Annotated in this window: 18 protein-coding genes and 4 pseudogenes; 12 read left to right on the top strand and 10 right to left on the bottom strand. The window is 59.7% G+C overall.

Going from position 1 to position 21,625, the window contains the following annotated elements; translation table 11 throughout:
- The 4 genes and pseudogenes from GFM02_RS03295 to GFM02_RS03280 form a co-directional block, all read right to left on the bottom strand.
- Window positions 1-211 (bottom strand): helix-turn-helix domain-containing protein (locus tag GFM02_RS03295; protein ID WP_168320781.1); only part of this gene is annotated, 211 nt, incomplete at its 3' end.
- 211 nt (window positions 212-422) lie between these two features.
- Window positions 423-500 (bottom strand): annotated as a pseudogene (locus GFM02_RS34940) (oxidoreductase); the annotation flags it as partial.
- Between the two features lie 46 nt (window positions 501-546).
- Window positions 547-3,660, bottom strand: coding sequence for an efflux RND transporter permease subunit (locus tag GFM02_RS03285; protein WP_168320780.1), 3,114 nt, complete (start codon window positions 3,658-3,660; stop codon window positions 547-549).
- Window positions 3,660-4,772, bottom strand: coding sequence for an efflux RND transporter periplasmic adaptor subunit (locus GFM02_RS03280; RefSeq protein WP_168320779.1), 1,113 nt, complete (start codon window positions 4,770-4,772; stop codon window positions 3,660-3,662). Before GFM02_RS03280 ends, GFM02_RS03285 begins: the two co-directional genes overlap by 1 nt.
- A 98-nt stretch (window positions 4,773-4,870) precedes the next feature.
- On the opposite strand from GFM02_RS03280, the gene GFM02_RS03275 reads away from it, so the two are divergent.
- Window positions 4,871-5,458: a TetR/AcrR family transcriptional regulator gene (locus GFM02_RS03275; RefSeq protein ID WP_168320778.1), complete on the top strand. Its 588-nt coding sequence runs from the start codon at window positions 4,871-4,873 to the stop codon at window positions 5,456-5,458.
- A gap of 117 nt (window positions 5,459-5,575) precedes the next feature.
- Here the strand turns inward: GFM02_RS03275 and GFM02_RS03270 are convergent, their stop codons facing one another.
- Entirely contained in the window at window positions 5,576-6,568 is a 993-nt protein-coding gene (locus GFM02_RS03270) for a LacI family DNA-binding transcriptional regulator (protein ID WP_168320777.1), read from the bottom strand.
- Between the two features lie 213 nt (window positions 6,569-6,781).
- Between GFM02_RS03270 and GFM02_RS03265 the strand changes: the two genes are divergently transcribed.
- From GFM02_RS03265 to GFM02_RS03240, 6 genes are all read left to right on the top strand, one after another.
- On the top strand, window positions 6,782-7,729 hold the full coding sequence (locus GFM02_RS03265; RefSeq protein ID WP_168320776.1) for a sugar ABC transporter substrate-binding protein: 948 nt from the start codon (window positions 6,782-6,784) through the stop codon (window positions 7,727-7,729).
- A 132-nt stretch (window positions 7,730-7,861) separates the two neighbouring features.
- Window positions 7,862-8,983 carry an ABC transporter permease gene (locus GFM02_RS03260; protein WP_168320775.1) on the top strand — a complete coding sequence of 374 codons (1,122 nt, stop codon included), beginning with the start codon at window positions 7,862-7,864 and terminating at the stop codon, window positions 8,981-8,983.
- 2 nt (window positions 8,984-8,985) lie between these two features.
- Window positions 8,986-9,786 (top strand): ATP-binding cassette domain-containing protein, encoded by an 801-nt coding sequence (locus GFM02_RS03255; protein ID WP_168320774.1) that lies wholly within the window; start codon window positions 8,986-8,988, stop codon window positions 9,784-9,786.
- 25 nt (window positions 9,787-9,811) lie between these two features.
- Complete coding sequence (locus tag GFM02_RS03250; protein ID WP_168320773.1) at window positions 9,812-10,609, top strand: TIM barrel protein; 798 nt, start codon at window positions 9,812-9,814, stop codon at window positions 10,607-10,609.
- Window positions 10,610-10,638: 29 nt separating this feature from the next.
- Window positions 10,639-11,661, top strand: a complete 1,023-nt coding sequence (locus GFM02_RS03245; RefSeq protein WP_168320772.1) for a Gfo/Idh/MocA family oxidoreductase — start codon at window positions 10,639-10,641, stop codon at window positions 11,659-11,661.
- A gap of 32 nt (window positions 11,662-11,693) precedes the next feature.
- A complete protein-coding gene (locus GFM02_RS03240; RefSeq protein WP_168267469.1) occupies window positions 11,694-12,020 on the top strand; it encodes an RpiR family transcriptional regulator in 327 nt (108 codons plus the stop codon).
- A 177-nt stretch (window positions 12,021-12,197) separates the two neighbouring features.
- On the opposite strand, the pseudogene GFM02_RS35525 reads toward GFM02_RS03240, so the two are convergent.
- Window positions 12,198-12,357, bottom strand: a pseudogene (locus GFM02_RS35525) (alpha/beta fold hydrolase); the annotation flags it as partial.
- 153 nt (window positions 12,358-12,510) lie between these two features.
- Between GFM02_RS35525 and GFM02_RS03230 the strand changes: the two are divergent.
- The 3 genes and pseudogenes from GFM02_RS03230 to rsgA all read left to right on the top strand — a co-directional run.
- A pseudogene (locus GFM02_RS03230) lies at window positions 12,511-13,617 on the top strand (MFS transporter); the annotation flags it as partial.
- A 335-nt stretch (window positions 13,618-13,952) separates the two neighbouring features.
- Window positions 13,953-14,129 carry a hypothetical protein gene (locus GFM02_RS03225; RefSeq protein WP_168267473.1) on the top strand — a complete coding sequence of 59 codons (177 nt, stop codon included), beginning with the start codon at window positions 13,953-13,955 and terminating at the stop codon, window positions 14,127-14,129.
- Between the two features lie 35 nt (window positions 14,130-14,164).
- Window positions 14,165-15,217 (top strand): ribosome small subunit-dependent GTPase A, encoded by a 1,053-nt coding sequence (gene rsgA / locus GFM02_RS03220; protein WP_168320771.1) that lies wholly within the window; start codon window positions 14,165-14,167, stop codon window positions 15,215-15,217.
- A gap of 85 nt (window positions 15,218-15,302) precedes the next feature.
- Here rsgA and GFM02_RS03215 read toward each other — a convergent pair whose 3' ends face one another.
- From GFM02_RS03215 to GFM02_RS03205, 3 genes and pseudogenes are all read right to left on the bottom strand, one after another.
- Complete coding sequence (locus GFM02_RS03215) at window positions 15,303-15,548, bottom strand: hypothetical protein (RefSeq protein WP_168320770.1); 246 nt, start codon at window positions 15,546-15,548, stop codon at window positions 15,303-15,305.
- A gap of 481 nt (window positions 15,549-16,029) precedes the next feature.
- Window positions 16,030-16,338: pseudogene (locus tag GFM02_RS34935) on the bottom strand (YkgJ family cysteine cluster protein); the annotation flags it as partial.
- 25 nt (window positions 16,339-16,363) lie between these two features.
- Complete coding sequence (locus tag GFM02_RS03205; RefSeq protein ID WP_168267477.1) at window positions 16,364-17,617, bottom strand: flavin monoamine oxidase family protein; 1,254 nt, start codon at window positions 17,615-17,617, stop codon at window positions 16,364-16,366.
- Between the two features lie 88 nt (window positions 17,618-17,705).
- On the opposite strand from GFM02_RS03205, the gene GFM02_RS03200 reads away from it, so the two are divergent.
- Window positions 17,706-19,247 (top strand): cation:proton antiporter, encoded by a 1,542-nt coding sequence (locus GFM02_RS03200; RefSeq protein ID WP_168320769.1) that lies wholly within the window; start codon window positions 17,706-17,708, stop codon window positions 19,245-19,247.
- 88 nt (window positions 19,248-19,335) lie between these two features.
- Here GFM02_RS03200 and GFM02_RS03195 read toward each other — a convergent pair whose 3' ends face one another.
- The gene (locus GFM02_RS03195; RefSeq protein WP_168320768.1) at window positions 19,336-20,394 is read right to left on the bottom strand and encodes a LacI family DNA-binding transcriptional regulator; all 1,059 of its coding nucleotides are present in this window, start codon (window positions 20,392-20,394) and stop codon (window positions 19,336-19,338) included.
- A gap of 245 nt (window positions 20,395-20,639) precedes the next feature.
- On the opposite strand from GFM02_RS03195, the gene GFM02_RS03190 reads away from it, so the two are divergent.
- A complete protein-coding gene (locus tag GFM02_RS03190) occupies window positions 20,640-21,623 on the top strand; it encodes an autoinducer 2 ABC transporter substrate-binding protein (protein ID WP_168267483.1) in 984 nt (327 codons plus the stop codon).
- Window positions 21,624-21,625 lie beyond the last annotated feature (2 nt).

Raw genomic sequence — 21,625 nt, 5'->3', positions numbered from 1 at the left:
GGCTGATCCTGTTGTTCGACGGTCGGCCGATCGCCTTGTGCCGGATCGACGCCGCGCCGGTCGTCCTGATCCGCTCCAACAGCCGGCGCACCTGGCGCTCGCTCAAGCCCAGAACACGCGCCGCCGAGACCAGCGTCGCCCGGCCGTCAACGACCTTCGACAAAACCTCGATCCGCTGCAGATCACGCTCGCTCATCGCTATCAGTCCCATCGGCAATCTCCCCGGCGCCAATCAAACGCGGGGAGTGTGACATTCCAACTTTGCAGAAACAGGACACTTCAACTTTGCGGCTACAGCATTGTATCGCATAATCTATCTTATGGAACTGCGATCCAAGGGGACAAACGTGGCGAGAGCAAAACTTTCTTCCCCACGTACAACATCCTAAACCGGCCGAAGCTGTGACAATCCTCGGTTCCAATCACCTCTGCTTGCCGAAGCCGAATGTTTTCCGCAGGCTGCTATCCACTGCAAAGGCTGGCATGAACCTTCGCAGTTGACAATCCATTGGAAAACCGGAGAGGATGTTTTGCGCATGAGGTGCCCTATTCGGCGGCCATTGGCCTGGCGATTTGCGGCTCATCGATGATCGCTTCCCGGTAGCTCTCTTGCTTCGGAGGCTTGATCCGGAACCACACAGCGTACAGGGCCGGAAGGAAGAGCAGGATCATCACGGTGCCAGCAGCTGTTCCGCCAATCAGCGTATAGGCCATCGACCCCCAGAAAACCGAATGCGTTAAAGGGATGAAGGCCAGGACGGCTGCGAGCGCGGTCAGGATGACAGGGCGTGTCCTCTGCACGGTCGCTTCGATGACCGCATGATAATCATCAAGACCTGCCGCCTGATTTTCCTTGATCTGCTCTGTCAGGATCAGCGTGTTGCGCATCAGGATACCTGCCAATCCTATCAATCCGAGAATGGCGTTGAAGCCGAACGGCTGATTGAAGAGGAGCAGTGTCGGGACAACACCGGCAAGGCCAAGCGGTGCGGTCAGCATCACCATCGTCATCGTCGACAGACTGCGAACCTGCAGAATGATGACGATCAACGTGGCCGCGATCATCAGCGGGAAGACCTGAACAAGGGCGACATTGGCCTTGAGAGACTCTTCGATATTGCCGCCCATCTCGATGCGGTATCCCACGGGGAGCGATGCGATCAGCGGCTGAAGCGCTTTCATGACCTGTTGCGAAACCTCGGGAGGTTGCGTCGCCTCGTTGATGTCGGAGCGTATCGTGATCACCGGCATCCGATCGCGACGTTTCAGGATCGGTTCCTCGAAGCGGATCTCGGAATGCCCGATCTGATCGAGTGGAACTTGGCGGCCATTCCGGCTCATCAGCGAAAAATCTGCAAGACGTGATGGGTCAAGGCGGTTTTCGCCAGCACTTCGTGCGACGACAGGCACGTTTCGGATATTGTCGCGCACCTGGGTGACAGGGATGCCGCTCAGCAGCAACTGCATCTGCTGTGCCGCCTCAGAAGGTGAAAGACCGATCAGATTGAGCCGCTCCTGATCGGGGACAAAGCGCAGGACAGGGGTTCGGTTGCCCCAATCGCGGTTGGCCTGACGGACATCGGGCACAGTTTTCATAATTGCAAGGGCTTGCTCGGAAATCTTATAGAGTTCCTCCTGATCCGGTCCCATGATCCGAAACTCGACCGGGAACGGCGTGTAGGGCCCAAAGACAAGCTGCGTTACACGGACGGATGCTTCAGGAACAAGCCCTTCCGAAATGGCGGCGCGAAGGCGATGCTTTAGCTCTTCTCGTGCATGCGCATCCGGCGTCAGCACAACAACCTTGGCGAAGGCGGGGTCGGGCAGTTCGGGTGCCATGGCAAAGAAGAACCGGGGCGCGCCCTGCCCTACATAGCTGGTGACGATTTTAGTTTCCGGCTGGGCTTGCAGCCAGTCTTCGACTTTCTTCACTGCGGTCGTCGTGGTTTCGATGCTCGTGCCCTCAGGCATGCGAACTTCAACCAGAACCTCGGGTCGATCCGATGTTGGGAAGAACTGCTGCTTTACGCCGCCAATTCCGACGACCGAAACAGCCATGGTGATGCCGACGACTGCGCAGGTCATGAATTTATGACGAACCGCAAACGCGATGAGCGATCGCAGGCGACGGTAGTTCGGCGTATCATAGATGGCGTGATGTCCACCCTCGACCGGTTTGATGTCAGGCAACAACTTCACTCCCATATATGGCGTAAAGATCACTGCAACAAACCACGAGACGATCAAGGCGAAACCTACGACCCAGAAGATGTTGCCGGCATATTCGCCTGCAGTCGACTTGGCGAAACCAACGGGCATCAGTCCGATGATTGTGACGAGTGTGCCGGACAGCATCGGCGCCGCGGTGTGGCTCCAGGCATAGGCGGCCGCCTTGATGCGGTCCATGCCCTCTTCCATCTTCACCACCATGACCTCGATCGCGATGATGGCGTCGTCCACGAGAAGGCCCAGCGCAAGGATGAGCGCGCCGAGCGTGATGCGGTCGAAGAACCGGCCGGTTTCCAGCATGATGAGAAAGACGACGGCGAGCGTCAGCGGAACTGCGAGCGCGACAACAATGCCGACGCGCCAGCCGAGTGCGACAAGGCTCACGAACAGGACGACGCCAAGCGCCATGGCGAACTTCAGCATGAATTCACCGACCGCCTCGTCGATGTTGACGGCCTGATCGCTGACTTTGGTGAGCGTCATACCCAGCGGCAATGTCTGCGCGATCGCAGCCGATCGCGCTTCAAGCGCCTTGCCAAGTTCAAGACCGTTCCAACCCGATTGCATCACCGCACCTAGCATGATTGTAGGCTCGCCCTCATGGCGGATGATGTAGGTCGCGGGATCCTCGTAGCCGCGCCGCACATCCGCCAGATCGGAAAGCTTCAGCGTCCGTCCGGCGGCCACGATTGGCGTGTCAGCAATTGCCTGCACGCTGTTATAGGCTCCGTCGAAACGGATGAAGACCTGTGGCCCGCGCGTGTCGATCGAGCCTGCGGGCGTCACCGTGTTCTGTCTCTGCAAGGCTGCGGCAATATCCTGGGCCGATATTCCAAGTGTCGCCAGCTTGGCATAGGAAAATTCGACGAAGATCTGTTCGGGACGCTCCCCGAGGATGTTGATTTTTTTGACACCGGGAACATGCAGGAGATCCTGACGAATGATCTCCGCCTGCCGAACGAGATCGCGCATCGGCATCCCCTTCGCCTTCAATGCGTAAAGGCCGAAGCTCACGTCGGAATATTCATCATTGACAAAGGGACCCATGACGCCGGGCGGAAGATTTCGAGCCTCGTCGCCAAGCTTTTTGCGAGCCTGATAGAACTCTTCTGCGACGGCGCTTGCCGGAGTATTATCTTTGAGTGTGACCGTGAGGAAGGCGTAGCCAGGCCGCGTCGTTGTTTCGACACGGTCGTACCAGGTGAGTTCCTGAATGCGCTTCTCAAGAGGCTCGGCAACGAGATCCTGCATTTCACGCGCGGTGGCGCCTGGCCAGACTGACGTGACCGTCAGTGTCTTGATAGTAAAGGACGGATCCTCGGCACGCCCCAGTTTGACGAAGGCGTAGACCCCTGCGGCGGCCAACAGAACAATAAAAAATAATGTAACGGCGCGTTCACGAACCGCGATGGCGGACAGATTGAAGCTCATTATTTTGTCACCTCTTGCTGCACGCCAGTCCGGACAGTTGCGCCATTTTCAAGGAGATGCGCGCCCAGAGCGACAACCTGCTGACCAACGCCGATTCCGGTGACAAACGCGGTCTCCTCGCCGATCCGTTTGATCTCGACTGGGAAAAAGTTCACGGTCGACGTGGCGCCGTTGACAACCCACACGCCTGTCCGGGTACCGTCGTCCAGGATAGCGCCGACCGGTACGGAGACCTCCGACTGCCGGTCAACATCCAGGATCGTGATCGTCACCGTCGAGCCGAGCGGAGCGGATGCGGCCGGGCCTTCAAGAACATAACGTGCGTCGTAGGTGCGGGTTTGCGGATCGGCGGCATCGGAGATCTGTCGCAAACGAGCTTTTCCACTGAGACCGTCGCCACCGTAGACGCTGGCTTTGGCTTCGGACCCTATGTCGGGCCGCAACGTCTCAGGCAGCCAGACAACAGCTTCACGCGGCCCAGACTGCGCGAGTTGAACCACTGTTTGGCCAGCAGCCACGACTTGTCCGGGATCTCCGAGAGTATCGACGACCGTACCATCCGAATCTGCAAGAAGAACGGTATAGGTGGCCGCGTTTTCGGCGACCTTGGCATCGGCTTCAGCCGCGGCAAGCTGTGCAGAGGCCGTGTCCAGCGCCGCCTTTGCTTGTTCGTAACGCTGTTGAGTGGCAGCCAATCCATTTTTCACCAGCGTCGCATATCGTTTCTCATCTGCCTGTGCCTGGGTCAGGACGGCACGCGCTGCGGTAACCGTATTGCGCTTTGCTGTCAGCGCGAGCTGGAGATCGGTTTCATCAATGCGCATCAGGGCCTGGCCTTGTCTCACCTGCTGGCCTACATCGACCATCCGCTGGACGATCTTGCCCGGAACCCGAAACCCGAGATTGCTCTGTACTCGCGAAGCGACCGTGCCGGTAAACGAGCGCTTCGCCGTTTCAGTGGTCGTTGCTTCTGCCACCTTTACAAGTGGCGAAGCAGTTCTTGGGTCTGCAGCCACGGCTTCCTGTTTCGGCGATTCGAAAACCAGGAAAAAGGCAGTCGCCCCCGCCGCCATCACGAGGCCCACGAAAGTCAGGACGTGTTTGCGTTTCATTTTAAGTTCTCTTCTTGACCCGCGATCTGGATGATTTAGATTGCGATCTAACTCTATTTACGATATAGATGTCAAATGAAATCTAATTGGAGATCGATATGAGAGTGAGCCGCGCGCAGGCCGAGGAAAATCGGGAAACGGTGATCAATGTCGCCAGCCGTCTGTTTCGAGAGCACGGCTTCGATGGGATCGGACTCAAGGATCTGATGAAAGGCGCCGGGCTTACGCAAGGTGGATTCTACAAGCAGTTCACGTCGAAGGACGACTTGGCCGCACTTGCATCGAGGCGGGCAATGGAAAGCGCCACACGGCGATGGTCGGCAGCGGCTGCGGACAGCTCCGATCCCCTCGAAGCCGTCATGTCGTTCTATCTGTCCTCGGATCATAGGGGAGAAAAGGCTGACGGCTGCCCTTTGGTGGCCTTGGGATCGGACGCGGCGCGGCAGAGTGAAGAGGTCAGGCGTCCATTTGAAGATGGGATCCGAGCTCACTTCGAGGTCCTGGATGAGCTGATGGACGACGCCAAGAGTTCCAATCCCAGCGATAAGGCGATGGCGATACTGTCTCTCATGGTAGGCGCCGTCACGCTTTCCCGCATCATGGAGGACGAGAACCTATCGCAGGGCATCCTCGACGCGGCGGCTGGCGAAGTCAGGCGTATTGCGCGCGGCGATGGGGTTGCTTGAAGGCGATAGCCGGGCGTTAAAGCGCTCACTGTCTCGAGATATTTGTTTGAACGAAGTGGTTTTCCGCCTGGGGGATTTTGCCCAAATACGCTTTGGTCTGTCCTATTGCTCGATCAATCAGGCCGAATCTCTCACCACAAGCTTGCCTTTGAAGTTAACCGTCTCCCTCGGCGCTCTTTCCAGAATCATGTCTATTACCGCTTTGACCATCTGGTCGGTGGGTTGCTCGTAGGTTGTAAGGCCGTATGCTGGTGACGCTGCTGGGGCAGCGTTGTCGAAGCCCACAATGGCGAGATCGCCCGGAACACGTAACCCGAACTCGCTTCGGGCAACATCCATCGCTCCGAACGCGAGGGCATCGTTTTCGCACATCAGGACATCGATCCGGTCTTCCGGCGCGACTTTGGACAGATAGTCCCGGGCGGCCTGCGCGCCGGCTTCTGCGCTGTAGCGCTCGGCAGACATCTCGACGAGCTCGACGCCGAGAGCGGTTCGCCAGAACTCCTTAAAGTTTCTCCGCCTGCCAAGCGCTGTAGACAATGTACGCGCCCCGGCCATAAATCCCGGTCTCCGATATCCCCTTTTTAATAGGTGCTCGCCGATCTCGGCAATCGCCACGACCGCATCGCAGGAGATGGCGGGAACACCTTCGATCTGGCTATCTCGAGCGAGAACAAACATCGGAGGCCCAGCGCGTCCCAGCTTATGATCTGTCAACATCTCGTCCCGAAACGCCGTACCAAAGAGCACGATCGCATCAACCTGCCGCTGGTCGGCATTCAATATGGCGTGCACGTGATTGTAGTGTTGATTGATATTGATCAACATGGTCACGAGCCCCTCCGCCTGCAGGCTAGCGGTCAGCTTTTCAAGAAACGGAAGCTTATGCGGGTTTGCGAAGTCATCAACGAGAACCGCGACCTGATGGGTAGAATTGGTGGCAAGACTCCTGGCCAACAGGTTAGGCCGATAATTGAGCCGCTCTGCCGCCTCCAGCACTTTGGCTTTGCTTGCGTCCGTGATCGATGCACCCGGCGTAAATGCGCGGATGACCGTCCACTTTGAAACGCCGGCCTCCATCGCCACGTTCTGCGCCGTCGCTCGCTTCATAGTCGAACCTCTCCCCTTCGAAACGTTTATTCCATTTCTGCCGGAGCGCGAAATGAATGGTTGATTTCTCTTAGCAAGAATCTTATAGCTATGCACGTTTGCTACCGGTAGCAAAAAATGTGCACCCGGTAGCAAATGGAGGACGCGCCGTCTGAGGCGTTTTTGGTGGTTCTCGCGCTAGGAGGCGCGGGACACCCTTTGGGAGGAGTTTTTATGAAATCGTTTCTTCGTAAAATTGTGCTGGGCGTTGCCGTGGTTGGCGCACTTGGCGCTGCATCTGGCGTTGCCATCGCACAGGATATCAACATCATCGCCGTAACGCACGGCCAGGCCAACGACCCCTTCTGGTCTGTTGTCAAGAACGGGGTGAGCGCCGGCGCCAAGGATGCCGGTGTCAGCATCGACTATCGTGCGCCGGAAACCTTCGACATGGTGGCCATGAGCCAGTTGATCGACGCCGCCGTCAACCAGAAACCAGCCGGTCTGATCGTCTCGATCCCGGATTCGTCCGCATTAGGCCCGTCGATCCAGAAGGCTGTCGCCGCCGGCATTCCGGTCATTTCCATCAATTCCGGTTCCGACGTTTCAAAGTCACTCGGAGCGCTTCTCCATGTCGGCCAGGACGAATACAGCGCCGGCAAGGCAGCGGGTGAAAAGCTCAAGGAAATGGGCGGCAAGGTTGCCATCTGCGTCAACCAGGAAGTCGGCAACGTCTCCCTCGATCAGCGTTGCCAGGGCTTCTCCGACGGCTTTGCAGGCAGCGTTACGGTCCTGCCCGTCTCCAACGATCCGGCGGACGTTCGGGCCAAGGTGAAGGCTGCACTGAGCTCGAACGCCGCAATCGACACGATCATGGCACTCGGCGCAAGCACGGCCGGCGAACCGTCTCTGGCTGCCGTCGCCGATGCAGGCATGGCTGGCAAGATCAAAGTCGCCACTTTCGACCTTTCTGCAGACTTCCTGAAGGCTGTCGCTGCTGGCGATGCCGCTTTCGCCATCGATCAGCAGCAGTTCCTCCAGGGTTATCTGCCGGCGGTCTTCCTCGCGAACTATGCCAAATACGGCCTGATCCCCGGCGGCAACGTGCCTTCCGGTCCAAACCTGATCACCAAGGAAAAGGCCGCTCAGGTCGTCGAACTATCGGCAAAGGGCATCCGTTAATCCGCGACTGCCGAAAGGCGTGATTGTCGAACACCCTCCCCGCTTTCGAAGAAGGGTGTTCGACAGACGATGTGCGTCGTGAGGGATGCCCTCGACGCTTCGGCGAATTGCATCCATTGGGAGGTAGGTATCATGGCTCCGATTGAGCAAAAAATAGGAGATGCGTCAAACTCCGACGAGCGCATCAAACAGGTGGGCTTTCTTACACATATGATGCGTCGGCCCGAGCTCGGCGCGGTTGCTGGCCTCGTCCTGGTGGTGACGTTCTTCTTTCTTACCGCAGACCGTTCGATGTTTTCGCTTTCAGGTGTGATGACGATCCTGGCTCCAGCCTCACAGCTGGGAATTCTCGCCATTGCGGCAGCTCTGCTGATGATTGGTGGCGAGTTCGATCTTTCGATCGGCTCGATGGTCGCCTTCGCGGGCCTGATCTTCGGTGCGGCCCTGACCAATTTCGGCCAACCGCTCTGGATTTCCATTATCATCACGATGCTGCTTGCAGCCGCCATGGGCGCGGTGAACGGACAGATTGTGATCAGGACGCGGCTGCCGTCGTTCATCGTCACGCTTGCCTTCCTCTTTATTCTGCGGGGGTTAACCCTTGTTGGCCTGAAATGGGCGACAGGCGGCTCAACGCAGCTTCGCGGTATAGGTGAGGTCGTCGGCGACGGTCCCTTGAAGCGCTTGTTCTCAGGCGTCGCCTTCCAGGATCTTTTCAGCTGGCTTGCAGCCCATGGCCTGATCGAGAAGTTCGACAACGGCGTTCCGAAAGTCACGGGCGTGCCGGTGTCCGTGGTCTGGTTCATCGCCATTGCCGGGCTCGCCACCTGGGTTCTTCTGCGCACCCGGAGCGGAAACTGGGTCTTTGCCGCCGGCGGCGATCCCAATGCGGCAAGAAACTCCGGCGTACCGGTCGATCGCGTGAAGACGGGGCTCTTCGCGCTCACGGCCTGCGCCGCGGCGCTTGTGGCCATCATCACGGTTCTGGACGCCGGCTCGACGGACGCGCGCCGCGGCTTCCAGAAGGAATTCGAGGCGATCATCGCTGCCGTGATTGGCGGATGCCTGCTGACCGGCGGTTATGGTTCGGCGATCGGCGCCTTCTTCGGTGCCATCATTTTCGGCCTCGTCTCGATCGGCCTGACCTACACGAAGTTCGACTCGGATTGGTTCCAGGTGTTCCTCGGCTCCATGCTGCTTCTGGCCGTTCTCTTCAACAATTTCATCCGCCGCAAAGTGACAGGGGAGCGCTGATCATGACTGATAGCCAATCACAAAGCGCTCCGCCGGTCATTGAAGTCAAAAATATCGTCAAGCACTACGGCTCCGTCATCGCGCTCTCGGGCGTTTCGATGAAGGTATCGCAGGGCGAAGTGCTCTGCCTGCTTGGCGACAACGGGGCCGGGAAATCCACACTCATCAAGACGCTGTCGGGTGTGGTCCGTCCTTCGGGCGGCGATTTCCTGGTCGAGGGAAAGCCGGTCGCGTTCACCAGTCCGCGCGATGCGCTCGATGCCGGCATCGCGACCGTCTATCAGGATCTGGCGATGATCCCGCTGATGTCGATCACGCGAAACTTCTTCATGGGACGGGAACCCGTAAAGGGCATTCCGCCGTTCCGGCGTGTCGATTTCAAGTATTGCAGCGAGGTGACCCGCGAGGAGATGCACAAGATCGGCATCGATATACGCGATCCCAACCAGGCGGTCGGCACCCTTTCCGGCGGCGAGCGGCAATGTGTGGCGATCGCGCGGGCCGTTTATTTCGGAGCCAAGGTGCTCATCCTCGATGAGCCGACGTCGGCATTGGGTGTTGCCCAAACCTCGATGGTGCTGAAGTACATCCACCAGGTCCAACAAAAGGGCCTCGGCGTAATTTTTATTACCCACAATGTCCGCCACGCCTTTGCAGTCGGGAACCGCTTCACGGTTCTCAATCGTGGAAAGACGCTCGGCACCTTCGACAAAAGCGAGATTTCTCTCGAGGAACTGCAGAACCTCATGGCCGGCGGCAAGGAACTGCAGGTGATTTCTCACGAGCTCGGTGGGACGATCTGAGCAATACAAGCATTGGGAAACACAAATGACCACGATCCTAAAAACCTCGCCTTTCATGCTCGCAGTCTGCGCTGAAATGGTGTTTCGCTCCCTGCCCGTTCTTGATCGGCTGAAACGGATCACAGAACTCGGCTTCCAGGCGGAAATCTGGGACTGGACGAAACATGACATCAAGGCGATCGCAAAGTCCGGCACCACGTTCTCGTCGATGACGGGCTATATCACCGGCACGCTGGCAGACGATGACGGCGCGGAGGAGTTGCTACGCACCGCACGCCAGTCGATCCCGGTGGCAAAGGAACTGAATTGCCCACGCCTCAACTTGCATGGGACGGGGCTCGATGGACAGGGCCTGCCCGTCGTCAAGTCCGAGGTCGTCACCGGCGCCATGTGGCTGAAGGCGGCCGATACGCTAAACCGCATCGCTGATCTCGGCGAGGAGGAAGGCGTTATCTTCGTCCTCGAAAACCTGAACGAGGCTGTTGACCATCCAAAGACGCCGTTTGCCAAGTCGGCCGACACAATCGCATTGGTGGCGGCCGTCAACCGGCCTTCACTGAAGCTCAACCTCGATCTCTACCACGCACAGATCGGCGAGGGGAACTTGATCGAGCTTTGCCGCACCGCTCTTCCACATATCGGTGAAATCCAGGTCGCCGACGTTCCCGGCCGCAAGGAGCCGGGCACTGGTGAAATCAACTATCCGGCGATCGCACGCGCCCTGAATGAGATGGGCTACCGGGGCACGATCGGCATGGAAGCCTGGTCATCCGGCGATGACGAGCTGGCGCTTTCCCGCTTTCGCGACGCGTTTTCCCTCTGATCCGACAACAGCATTTTCAGGAGCTTTCCATGCCCGCCCACCGTCCCGTCAATCTCGCGCTCATCGGTGCCGGCCGCATCGGTTCGTTCCACGCCGAAAGCGTCGCCCGGCGTCTGGTCGATGCCAGTCTCGTGGCCGTCGCCGATCCGGCGCCGGGCGCTGCCGAAAAACTCGCGGCGGCGCTTGATGCGCCCGAAGCCTATACCAGCGTGACGGAACTTCTCGCCAATCCCGAGATCGATGGCGTCATTATCGCAACGCCGGCGCGCTTCCACACGAGCGTCGTCGTGGAAGCCGCGCGGGCTGGAAAAGCGGTCTTCTGCGAAAAGCCGATGGCGCTGACGCTTGAGGAGGCCGACGAAGCGATTGCTGCCACAAGATCTGCCAAGGTACCGCTCCAGGTTGGCTTCAATCGCCGCTGGGACCAGGCTTTTTACGAGGGCCGCGCGGCGATCGACGCCGGCAAAGTTGGTTCCGTCCAGCTTCTTCGCTCGTTGACGAGAGACCCGGGTCCCTACGGCGGCAACCCGGAAAAGACGCCGCTGTGGACGATCTTCTACGAGACGCTGATCCACGACTTCGACACCCTGCTGTGGCTGAACCCGACAGCAACCCCGATCGAGGTGACGGCGATTGCCGATGCGCTCGTGGTACCGGACTTTGCCAGAAAGGGTTTTCACGACACCGCCGTCGTCACCATCCGCTTCGACAACGGTTCGATCGCCGTGGCGGAGGCGAATTTCTGCGCCATGTACGGCTACGACATCCGCGGCGAGGTCTTTGGCTCCGGAGGCATGGTGACGATGGGCGATGTACGCCGTTCCTCGATGACGCTCTACGACAAGAACGGAGTTTCGAACGATACCTGGCGGCGTGACACGGATCACTTTGTCCACGGTTACACCGCCCAGCTCGCCTCCTTCGTCGAGGCCATAAGGACAGGCACCGTCACTGGCCCGACCGGTGAAGATGCCCGCAATGCGCTTGCCATCGCGCTCGCCTGCATCACGTCGGTTACCGAGCACAGGACGATCCAGCTTTCCGGCCTCTAGGCCGGTTCGTAAAAGACGGAGTGTGCCAAGAAATGCCGCAGCATATCCGCAGTCTGAGCAGCCCGCCGGCAAGTTTCGAAGAGCTGAAATCGGCCATCGCCTGCCGCCACGTCACCTTCCCTCTTCGCGTCGAGAATGTGGCGAAGAGGGTCCTGGCCAAACCGGAACTCATGGCCTTTGGCAGCACGACCTCCATCGCGAATGACTGTGGCGTCTCCGTCTCTACGGTCATGCGCTTTGTTGCGCATATCGGCTTCCACGAAATCGCGCAGGCACGCGCAATTTTCAGAAATGAGTTGCGCCGCCGCCTGGCTGTGTTGTTACCCGAGTCGGGTACGAAAAACGGGAGCGATGGGTAGATGGCCGTCGCCACAGTCGGCCATTCGAGCCTCCATACTGCGCACAAGTTAAACTGAAATTGGCAAAGTTTGTCAAACTAGCTCCTCAATCTGTATCGGCGAAAAGCGACGCACCTGGTCTGGACCAAAGGAGATCGTTGGGAGGCTTGATGTGAGATAGCCCCACGAACCGCGCTACCCGAGGAAGGCAGCAAGTTCGGCTTGAAACACGTTACATGCAGGCCTCGTCCGGCACGAGCACATGGTTCTTGCTCTCAAGCGGTACGAAGCTCGCGTTCGGAATCGCGGCGGCAAGCTTGCAACCTTGATCAAGCGGCACGCGCACGTTACCGCGGCTCGGCAAATCGCGCCGGTCCCCAAGATCACATTCTCCGACGCATTCCCTCAGAAACAAGTTTCGATCTTGGGCCCTGTGAGATAGACATCCCAGGTCCATACGCGCGTGTTTTGCGTCGACGCGTCAATCCCCGGAGTTGCATCATGAAAATCGATGCCGGATTTGCAGGTTGCGATGGGCGTCAATAAGTCCGAGCTTGGGTTGACGCTGATAGGGGCTGCGATCGGCGCCTTGATTTCGTTGACTTTATCTTCGCCTTTGATCGCCCGGCTCGGCGCGCGTACGACGGCATTCATTACTGTTCTCGGCACGTCTGCGCTGCTGTCGCTGGTGCCGTGGATCGGTGCGGCGCCGGTCGTGTTCTGTGTGCTCTTCGTCGAGGGGCTGCTCGCCGGCGCGCTGGAGATCAATCTCAATGTCGAGATCGACCGCATCGAAGCGCAGCTGGGACGCGGCGTGATGAACAGGGCGCATGGTTTCTGGAGCCTCGGCTTCTTCGTCACGGCGCTTGTCTCCTCCGTCGTCCGCCAAGCCGGCATTTCGATGGAACTCCATCTCGCCGCGACCTTTGTCGCGGTTCTTGTCATCGGCATCTGGGCGATTTCCGGCATGCGGAATGCGCCTGCGCGGATCGCGTTGCATGAAGGCAAGGCACCGCTGGTAGCGCTTCCCACCTGGGGCTTAATGCCGCTCTGCGTGATCGGCATCGCGGCCTTTCTCGTCGAAGGCGCCGGGATCGACTGGTCGGCGATCTATATGCGCGACGTGTTTTCGGTCGAGCCCTTCATTGGCGGACTGGGATTGACGCTCTTTACCTTCTGCATGGCGCTGGCGCGCCTGTTCGTCGATCCGCTGGTCGATCGGTTCGGCGCGCGGGGCGTCGCCACGATGTTGCTTGTTCTTTCGGCTATCGGCATCTGCGCCGTGTCGGGGGCGCCGCATCCCTATGTCGCGCTGGCGGGCTTTGCGTTGATGGGCGCCGGCTGCAGCGCGGTCTATCCTCTCGCCGTTTCGGCGGCGGCCCAACGCACAGATCGCGCGGCGTATCTCAACGTCGCCGCCCTCGGCCAGATGAGCTTTGTCGTCTTCTTCCTGGCGCCGCCGCTGCTCGGTTTCATTGCCGAGCATGCTGGCATCCGTATATCCTATCTCGTCTGCCTTCCGCTGATCATTTACGCGCTCTTTTCGGCGAAGGCGCTTGCCACGCGCCGGGCTGCCGGCGGCGGTAGCGCTGCTGCTGTTCGCAGCGTCAACGGGTGACGGATTGCTCTGCCGGTTTCCAGCCGCGCGATTGGTTCCGCGTAAAGCCCAAACGAGCACGTCGTAGCGGCGTGCATGGTGCTTTCCCTAAGCCTTGCGAGATTGAAGGTCAGTTCCGCGTTCTGGTCGGGGGAGATCGCCATCGTGGGCCATTGATCACGTGTAAACCAGCCTGGCGGTGGCTCTTTGTCGAATTTGCAGACGAACGACGGCCTTGAGCGGGATCGAACCGGCGTTGGCTAATCGTGAAGCACCTGATAGGTCATTGATCGCTGTGTATGAGGTCTTGGCACCATCCTCAGAGACAACCCTCGGACCGCACTGGAGAGCTTTTGATGGGCTGGAAAACACCGAAGATCGAATACGTGAATGGCTATAAGATCGTTGAAGTCGAAGGGCCTGCCTTCAAAGTCTACGATGGCGACCGTCAGCTCGGGGACGATTTCCCCTATCCCGGCGAAGCTGCTGCTTACGCAACCTCGTTGCCAAAACGGAATCATCCACGCAGCTAGGCGAAACGCCGCGGAAGATCATTCAAAAACCCTTTGTGGCAGCTTTACCGAAGGTGGAACAAGATTTGACCAGCTCTCAACTTACTTCGCCGCTGGAACTGCTTGGGTGGTCTGAATTCTTCGCGGACCAGGTCCAGCCCAGCGAAGCGGATTTGATCCCCAGACGCATCGCTTCAGTTCACCGGGCACGCATCGAGGCGATCGATGTCACCGGGCCGGTCGGACTGGAATTCCCATCCAATACCAATACTGGTGACTACGCAGTGGGCGACTGGGTTCTTGCCGATGCACGGACTGACATGCTCATCAGACGTCTCGACCGAAAAAGCGTCTTTCAGCGACGCCCGGAAGGCGGACGTGGCCAGCAACTTGTTGCCGCCAACATCGACACTCTGTTGATCGTGACCTCGTGCAATGCCGATTTTAATCTTGCTCGGCTGGAACGTTACCTGATCATGGCCAACCAGGCCGGGAGCAACCCGGTGATTGTGCTGACGAAGGCTGACACCGCGGAAGATGCAGGCATGTTCCAGGCGCAAGCCGAGGCTTTGCAGCGCGATCTGCCTGTCATCGCCTTGAATGGGCGCTCCGCGGACGCCGTTTCCCTGTTGACGCCCTGGTGCGGCGTTGGCCAGACGGTTGCGCTCGTGGGATCTTCAGGTGTCGGAAAATCAACGCTGGTGAACACCATGACCGGGCCTGGCTCCGACACAAAGCAAAAGACAGGCACCATCCGCGAATATGACGCGCAGGGCCGCCACACAACCACGGCGCGATCCCTGCATGCGATTTCAGGCGGCGGCTGGGTCATCGATACGCCGGGAATAAGAACGCTTTACGTGAGTGATGTTGCCGACGGTATAGACACCCTCTTTGCTGAAATAACCGAACTGGCGCCGCTTTGCCGCTTTCGCGATTGCACCCATGCCCATGAACCTGGGTGCGCGGTCCAGGCAGCTGTCGCAAGCGGCGCCCTGGTCGCTGATCGCGTGGAACGCTGGCGGAACCTGCTTGCGGAAAACCACGACCGAACACCGGTCGTGAGCGGACCCCGCGGCAACAAGATCGTTCGCAAGAAGAAATATTGAAGTGTAGAACCCTTGCGACGGTGCTCATCGGCGTCAGCCATGATCCGCCACCTGAATTGGTTGGGCTGTCGGATAAGGTCAGCGCTCAATGATTGCGTTTGCGGTCAAGAAGACCCTGCAAGCGGCCGCTCCCGCTTGCGAGGGATATGTCTTTGAACAACCGCGATATGAGGCGCGGTTGCAATCCATGCCTCTCATCGATGAGGAGGAATGACATCCTCTTTATCTCGATCGTGATCACGCCTGCATTGTCATGGCGACGATAGTTCCCGGAATCCATCGCATGGAATCCATTTTCAACCGCCCAGGCGGCTATCATATCCGCGTTCATCAAGGTCCTGCTATAGGAGATGCGGACGCGCTTTCTCTAGCTGTCCCGCTCGCGCAAATCGCTTCGCAGTCTTACGGATACCGTAACTGAATCGCTCTAATCCAGCCAAATCCGTCCAAGATTACAGTTCCCGCTCAGGTGTTGCGAGAAAGACTCGAAGCCAATCGTTGTAAATCGGTACGGCTCAGCCGAGGTCCCGCCCGTTTAGCGCTCTTGAAGGGATGTGAACCGGCGACACCTTACTCAGGATAAGTCGCTGATTTGTAACCATTATTTAGGGAAATGGAGGTAGTGGGCTCTTTTTAGCGTGCTCATCCTGTCTCGGAGCCGCCATGTCCAACCCGCAGAGTCGAGGTGGAAGCAAAACCCTCGAAAATCTACAGACAGTAGCGCCTGCGCCGAAGGTTGGGGTGTTATCGCGGGTGCTGAACCGCCACAGCCGGTTTAAAGTGCAGCGCCTAGCGCGCAATCGTGGTCACAGTCAACATTGGTGCGGGCCGAACCACGCATCTCGGTTCATTGGCAGTTCCGCATCGATGTGGCTGGGCGGCAAGCTTGGCTGACCGATCCCGAAGAACGCGCGCGCGGTCAAGCAAGCGTCATCCCCTGGGACGCAGGCGCGGCAGACGTCAGGCCGAAGATCGTACACTTGACAGGATGTCTCTGAACCGACGCGACCGACCAACGCGGAGCAGCGCGCACCGTCGCAACGCATTCCTTGCTGGTTCGCGGCTACGAAATGCGCCGGCAGCAAATCGAGAGCAGCGTCTGTTTCGGTGGAAAATCTGGGCGGTGAAATTCCACCTCAAGATAAACTAAGGGTCAGTGGCCGGGATATCGTATGTGGGTGGTAGAACAGCTGCAGCCTGGTCGGCGGCCCGCAACCCGCTTTCCCATGCGCCATGCGCAGTCGAAAAGTCGGATTGATGCGTCGCCTCGCCGGCGAAAAACAGCCGGTCGCCGACCGGGCGCGCCAGGACTGCGCGTGCGCCCGCATGGCCGGGCAGTGCATGGCTGTAGGAGCCGCCTATCCAATCGGTACGACACCAGGAAGAGGCTGCCAGCGGCCGCAGGTGGCGGCGGATGTTGCTGCCGAGCAGTGATGACAGCTGGTCGAGTGCGAAGGCAAATGCCTCCACCAAACCCGCGCGTTCGATGACGACAGCGCCGTTTCCGCCAAAGAAGCCTTCGACGACCGGCCGGCCGAGCGGCCGAATATAATAGCTGCCGGTCTCGGCATTTTGCGGGTCGCCGAGCAGATGGGTTTCCGGCTCGAGACCATGATTGCCATGGAGTTCCAGAAACAGCTTGTCTGCGAGGCCAAGCGGCAGCTGACTTGCGGCGTGGAGGTGATCGTCGGCCTTAGGGCCGCAGTCAATGGCTCCGCGGGCCAGAACGGTGGTCGATGATGTGATGATTGCGGCAGCTGCTTTGACCGGACCGCGGTCGGTCTCCAGCTGAACGCCGCTCCCTCTCAATGCCACGCGTCGAACGGGAGACGCGAGGCGCAAGGCGACGGTCGGAAAGACCGCGCTGATCAGGCTTCCATAGCCTTCGTGCACCCGCCAATTGGCGTCGGTCGCCGCATTGTCATAGGCAAGAAAATCAGCGACCGACAGCCGATCCAGCGATGCGCCGTTCAGATATCCGCTGAGCGACTGGCAATAGGCGTTCCATTTGCCGTCAGGCTCCAGCGCGTCCGACGCCCTGTCGCTGGCGGGGGGACGGACCTGCATCCGCTCTCCAAGCGCCCTCCAGGCTGCCGCCGCAGCTGCGCGCTCATCCGGTGTGAAGCCGAGATCGTGCCACTGGCTCTGCCACGCCGTCGGCCCGCGTTCGATATTGAATCCGGCGGCCCGGCCAATGGCGACGAGAGGATTGCGCCCGGCAGAGTGCAACCAGCCGCAGCCCATATCCAGCGGCATTCCGGCCATTTCGATTGTCCAAGCCCGCCCGCCAACGCGGGTGCCGGCCTCCAGGATGATGACCGAGCGTCCGGCATCGGCCAGGCTTTTTGCCGCTGCAATCCCGGCTGCGCCAGCGCCGACAATCGCAACCTCGTAGTCCATCGTCGCCCTCATCAGCTTGATACGACACAAGCTTTACATCGGGGCTGCACCCGCTTCAATGCGCTCGAAAGCCTGCTAGTATGCTGAAATGACGTTCTTCGAAACACTCGTTGCATTGCTGGCGGTTGCCATCCTGCTGCTGCAGGTCACACGTCGCATGCGCCTTCCCTACCCCGGCATTCTGGCTGCCGCCGGCGTCGCCGTGGCGATGTTGCCCGGCGCGCCCACGATCCCCATCGATCCGCCGACGGCGCTCGCTCTGTTCATCGCGCCGGTCCTTGTCGATTCGGCCTATGATTTCCCGGTGGGCGCGGCGCGGCGCATGCTGCTGCCGTTGTTCTTCTATGCTGTTGTTGCCGTTCTCGTCACGACAGGCGTGGTGGTGTCGATTAGCATGCTGACGGTCGGGCTTCCGATTGCGGTTGCGGTCACACTCGGCGCAATCGTTGCGCCGCCCGATGCCGCAGCCGCCACGGCAGTCCTTTCCAATTTGCCCGTCGCCCGCCGTGTGGATGCCCTGCTCAAGGGAGAAAGCCTGTTCAACGATGCGACCGCGCTGCTGCTTTTCGGGGCTGCGCTCACTGTCCAGGCGCGGGGTGGGCTGGATGCCGGGACGGCGCTTCAGGTGGGGTTCGCCGCACCTGGAGGGATCCTGTTCGGCATCGTCTTCGGCTATTTCGTCTCGCGGCTTCGGCCGATAACCGAAAATACGGTTGGTGGGACCCTGCTTCAGTTCGTCTACGCTTTTTCGACCTGGCTGATCGCCGAACATCTGCACCTGTCGGCCGTCCTTGCCACCGTGGCGAGCGCAATGACGATCGCCACCCTCTCTTCGGTCAAGGATTCGCCGCGGATGCGGGTGCATTCCTTCGCGGTCTGGACGACTGTCGTCTTCCTGTTGAACGTGGTGGCTTTCCTGCTGATGGGGCTGCAGGCGCGCCGCATCATCGAGACGATGTCGACTGAAGAGCTTCAGCGGGCGATGGGATTTGCCGCCATCGTGGTGGTCGGCGTCATCCTAGCGCGCATGGCGATGGCGTTCCTGCTTCACGCCGTCGTCGCGTCTCGCCACCGAAGCGGCCATGAATTGGCGCCTTTCACATCAGGGGAAACCTTGCTGGTGGGTTGGGCCGGTATGCGCGGCCTCGTTACGCTGGCGACGGCCTTCGCGCTCCCTGCCGATTTTCCGGAACGAGACCTGGTCGTGCTCACGGCCTTCACGGTGGTGCTCGCAACCCTGGTCATTCAAGGGGCGACCTTGGCTCCGATGATCCATCTCCTGAAACTCGGTCGGCAGGCAGAAGTCCGCGATGAACTCAAGGCGGCCCGAAGATCGCTCGCCGAAGCCGCCTTTCAGCGGCTTGAGAAGGAAGACGGCACTGAGGCCGAAGCGATCCGGACGATCTGCAAGGAACATTGGGCCGCATCAAGCGATGCAATCAAGACCTCGCCGCTCGATCGCCGCCGCGACCTGACGATCGCCGCCGTCCTCGCTGAGCGCCAGCGCCTTGAGGAATTGCGCGACACGGATCAGATCGGCGCGACGCAATATCTCGAGCTGCAGGAGGACCTGGACTGGAAGCAGCTCTCCGTCGGCTCCGATGAAGATCGCCGCATCACAGAAAGCTAGGTCCGATAAGGCAGTTGTCGATGCCACACGATCGGCATCAAAGAGTCTGTTCTTCGTCGGCCCAGCGTGTCTCCGACGAGGCAGGACGCTACTCGATATCCTTCAGTGCATCGAGTGGGCCGGTCAGCGCCGTTCGTGGGGGCACGAGGGTCGGCCGCACCAGATGCGTGATTGGCGGGCCGCGGTCTGCATCGAGGATCGCAAACCCCTTGGTGATCATCGCCTCGCTGTCCTGCCGGATCATGAAAACGGGGAAAGGCAGGAAGGAGCCGAATGGGTCGTAGTCGTAGCAGCCGACGATGATATCGGCGAAGGTCTCGTGCGGATGCAGGGCGAGAAAGCGCATCAGCCCTTCGAGGTTGATCGAGGAATTGACGAAAAATGCGCGCGGCAGTTTTCCGTGGCCTTCGTAGAAGGCTTCGAACGCACGCGCCGTCATGGCGGGGGAATAGCCGGTCGGCTGGATGCAGACGTCGGGATCGGCGCCCAGCGATGCGCGCTTTACGTCGCGGAAACCGCGAATTCGCTCATGGCTGGCATGGTCGTTGCGGCCGCCGAACAAGTACAGATCGTCAGGTGAAAGCGGTCCATCCTCCTGCGCGCGCTCGATGATCGCCTGCGTCAGCATGCGCGCACCTTCATAATTGTCGCTGATGATCGACGGTGCCAGCATGCCCGGCAGATCGATGTTGACGTGTTTCAGCCCTGCCTTTTCGCAAACCTTGTGCACGCCATCCGGATCGGTTGCGCCGGCGATAAAAAGCTCGTCGATCGAATAGGAGATCAGCGTCTCGACGACCTTGCGCTCCTCCTCCGGATCGCGACAGGCACTGACGACGAGAGGGCACTGGCCGCGGCTTCTGACCTGCGCCTCGAAAGACTGCGCCATGGAGGAGAAATAGCGGTTGTCGTGCACCGGCAGCAGAAGACCGACGAGACCGGAGCGGGACGAACGCAGGCCACGAGCCTGCAGGTTTGCCGTATAGCCGTGCTCGTTTGCCAGGTTCTGAATGAGCTGCGCCGTCGCCTCCTTGATACGCCGCTTCCGCCAGCTCCCGTTCAGCACGGCGCTCACGGTCGAAGGCGACGCACCCGATAGCATCGAGAGATCGTAGATCGTCGCCTTCTTCTTGCCGATGTCGGTCATATCTCGCCTTTCCTTTGTCGCTTCCCTTAGGAACAAACCCCTCTTGACGAAACCCCCGCCTTGATCGATAGTCATTGCACCATCGATTGTGCAAAAAAGAAAGATCGATTGTGCAAAAGATGGTTCGCCGGAGGAGGCGGAATGGGAGGCAAGGGTATTCCCTCGCCGAGAAGCAACAGGAACAACCTGCCGCAAGCCGGCCGGTGGTCGTCGTTCGTATGAGCGACCTTTGAGGAGGAGTGAGGATGAGGAGCCTTATCGTAGCGGCACTTGCCGCATCGCTGTCGCTTGCCGGGGCGGTGGTCGCGTTTGCGCAGGACGCGCCGAAGGTCGGCGTTGTCGTCAAGATCGGCGGCATTCCCTGGTTCAACGCGATGGAAGCCGGGATCAAGGAACAGGGCCAGAAACTGGGGGTCGATGCCTTCATGATCGGCCCGACCAGCGCCGACCCGGCACTGCAGGTGCGCGCCATCGAAGATCTGATCGCCCAGGGCGTCAAGGTCATCGGCGTGGTGCCCAACGATGCCAAGGTGCTCGAGCCCGTGCTCACCAAGGCGCAGGCCGCCGGCATCAAGGTCATCACCCATGAGTCGCCCTCGCAGAAGGGCGCCGACTGGAATTTCGAACTCGCATCGGCCACCGGCTTCGGTGAAGCGCATGGCAAGCTGCTCGCTGAGAAAATGGGCGGCAAAGGCGAATATGCCGTCTTCGTCGGTTCGCTGACCGTGCCGCTCCACAATGCCTGGGCGGACGCTGCAATCGCCTATATCAAGGCAAACTACCCAGACATGAAGCTCGTCGGCGAGCGCTACGGCGTGGCGGAAGACGTCGACAAGAGCCGCTCGACGGCGCTCGATCTCATCGCTGCCCATCCGGATCTGACCGGCTTCCTCGCCTTCGGCAGCCAGGGTCCGATTGGCGCCGGGCGCGCTATCGAGGAACGCCGCAAGACGGGCAAGATCTTCGTGCTCGGCCCGTTCTCGCCAGGCCAAGGCCTGAAGCTGATCAAATCAGGTGCGATATCGGGCGGCTTCATGTGGAATCCGAAACAGGCCGGCGAAGTCTTCGTCACGCTCGCCGATCGCCTGATCAAGGGCGAGAGCGTCAAGGAAGGTGATGACATTCCGGGTCTCGGGGTGATCAAGCCTGTTGGTAACGACATCATCGTCGATCAACTGCTGCCGATCAACAAGGATACGGTCGACGACCTGGCCGCAATGGGCCTCTGAAG

It is taken from the genome of Rhizobium leguminosarum bv. viciae, from assembly GCF_012276115.1.
GTDB lineage: Bacteria > Pseudomonadota > Alphaproteobacteria > Rhizobiales > Rhizobiaceae > Rhizobium > Rhizobium leguminosarum_T.
The sequence above is the reverse complement of the archived record's forward strand: the minus strand, read 5'-3'. Positions and strand labels throughout refer to the sequence as shown.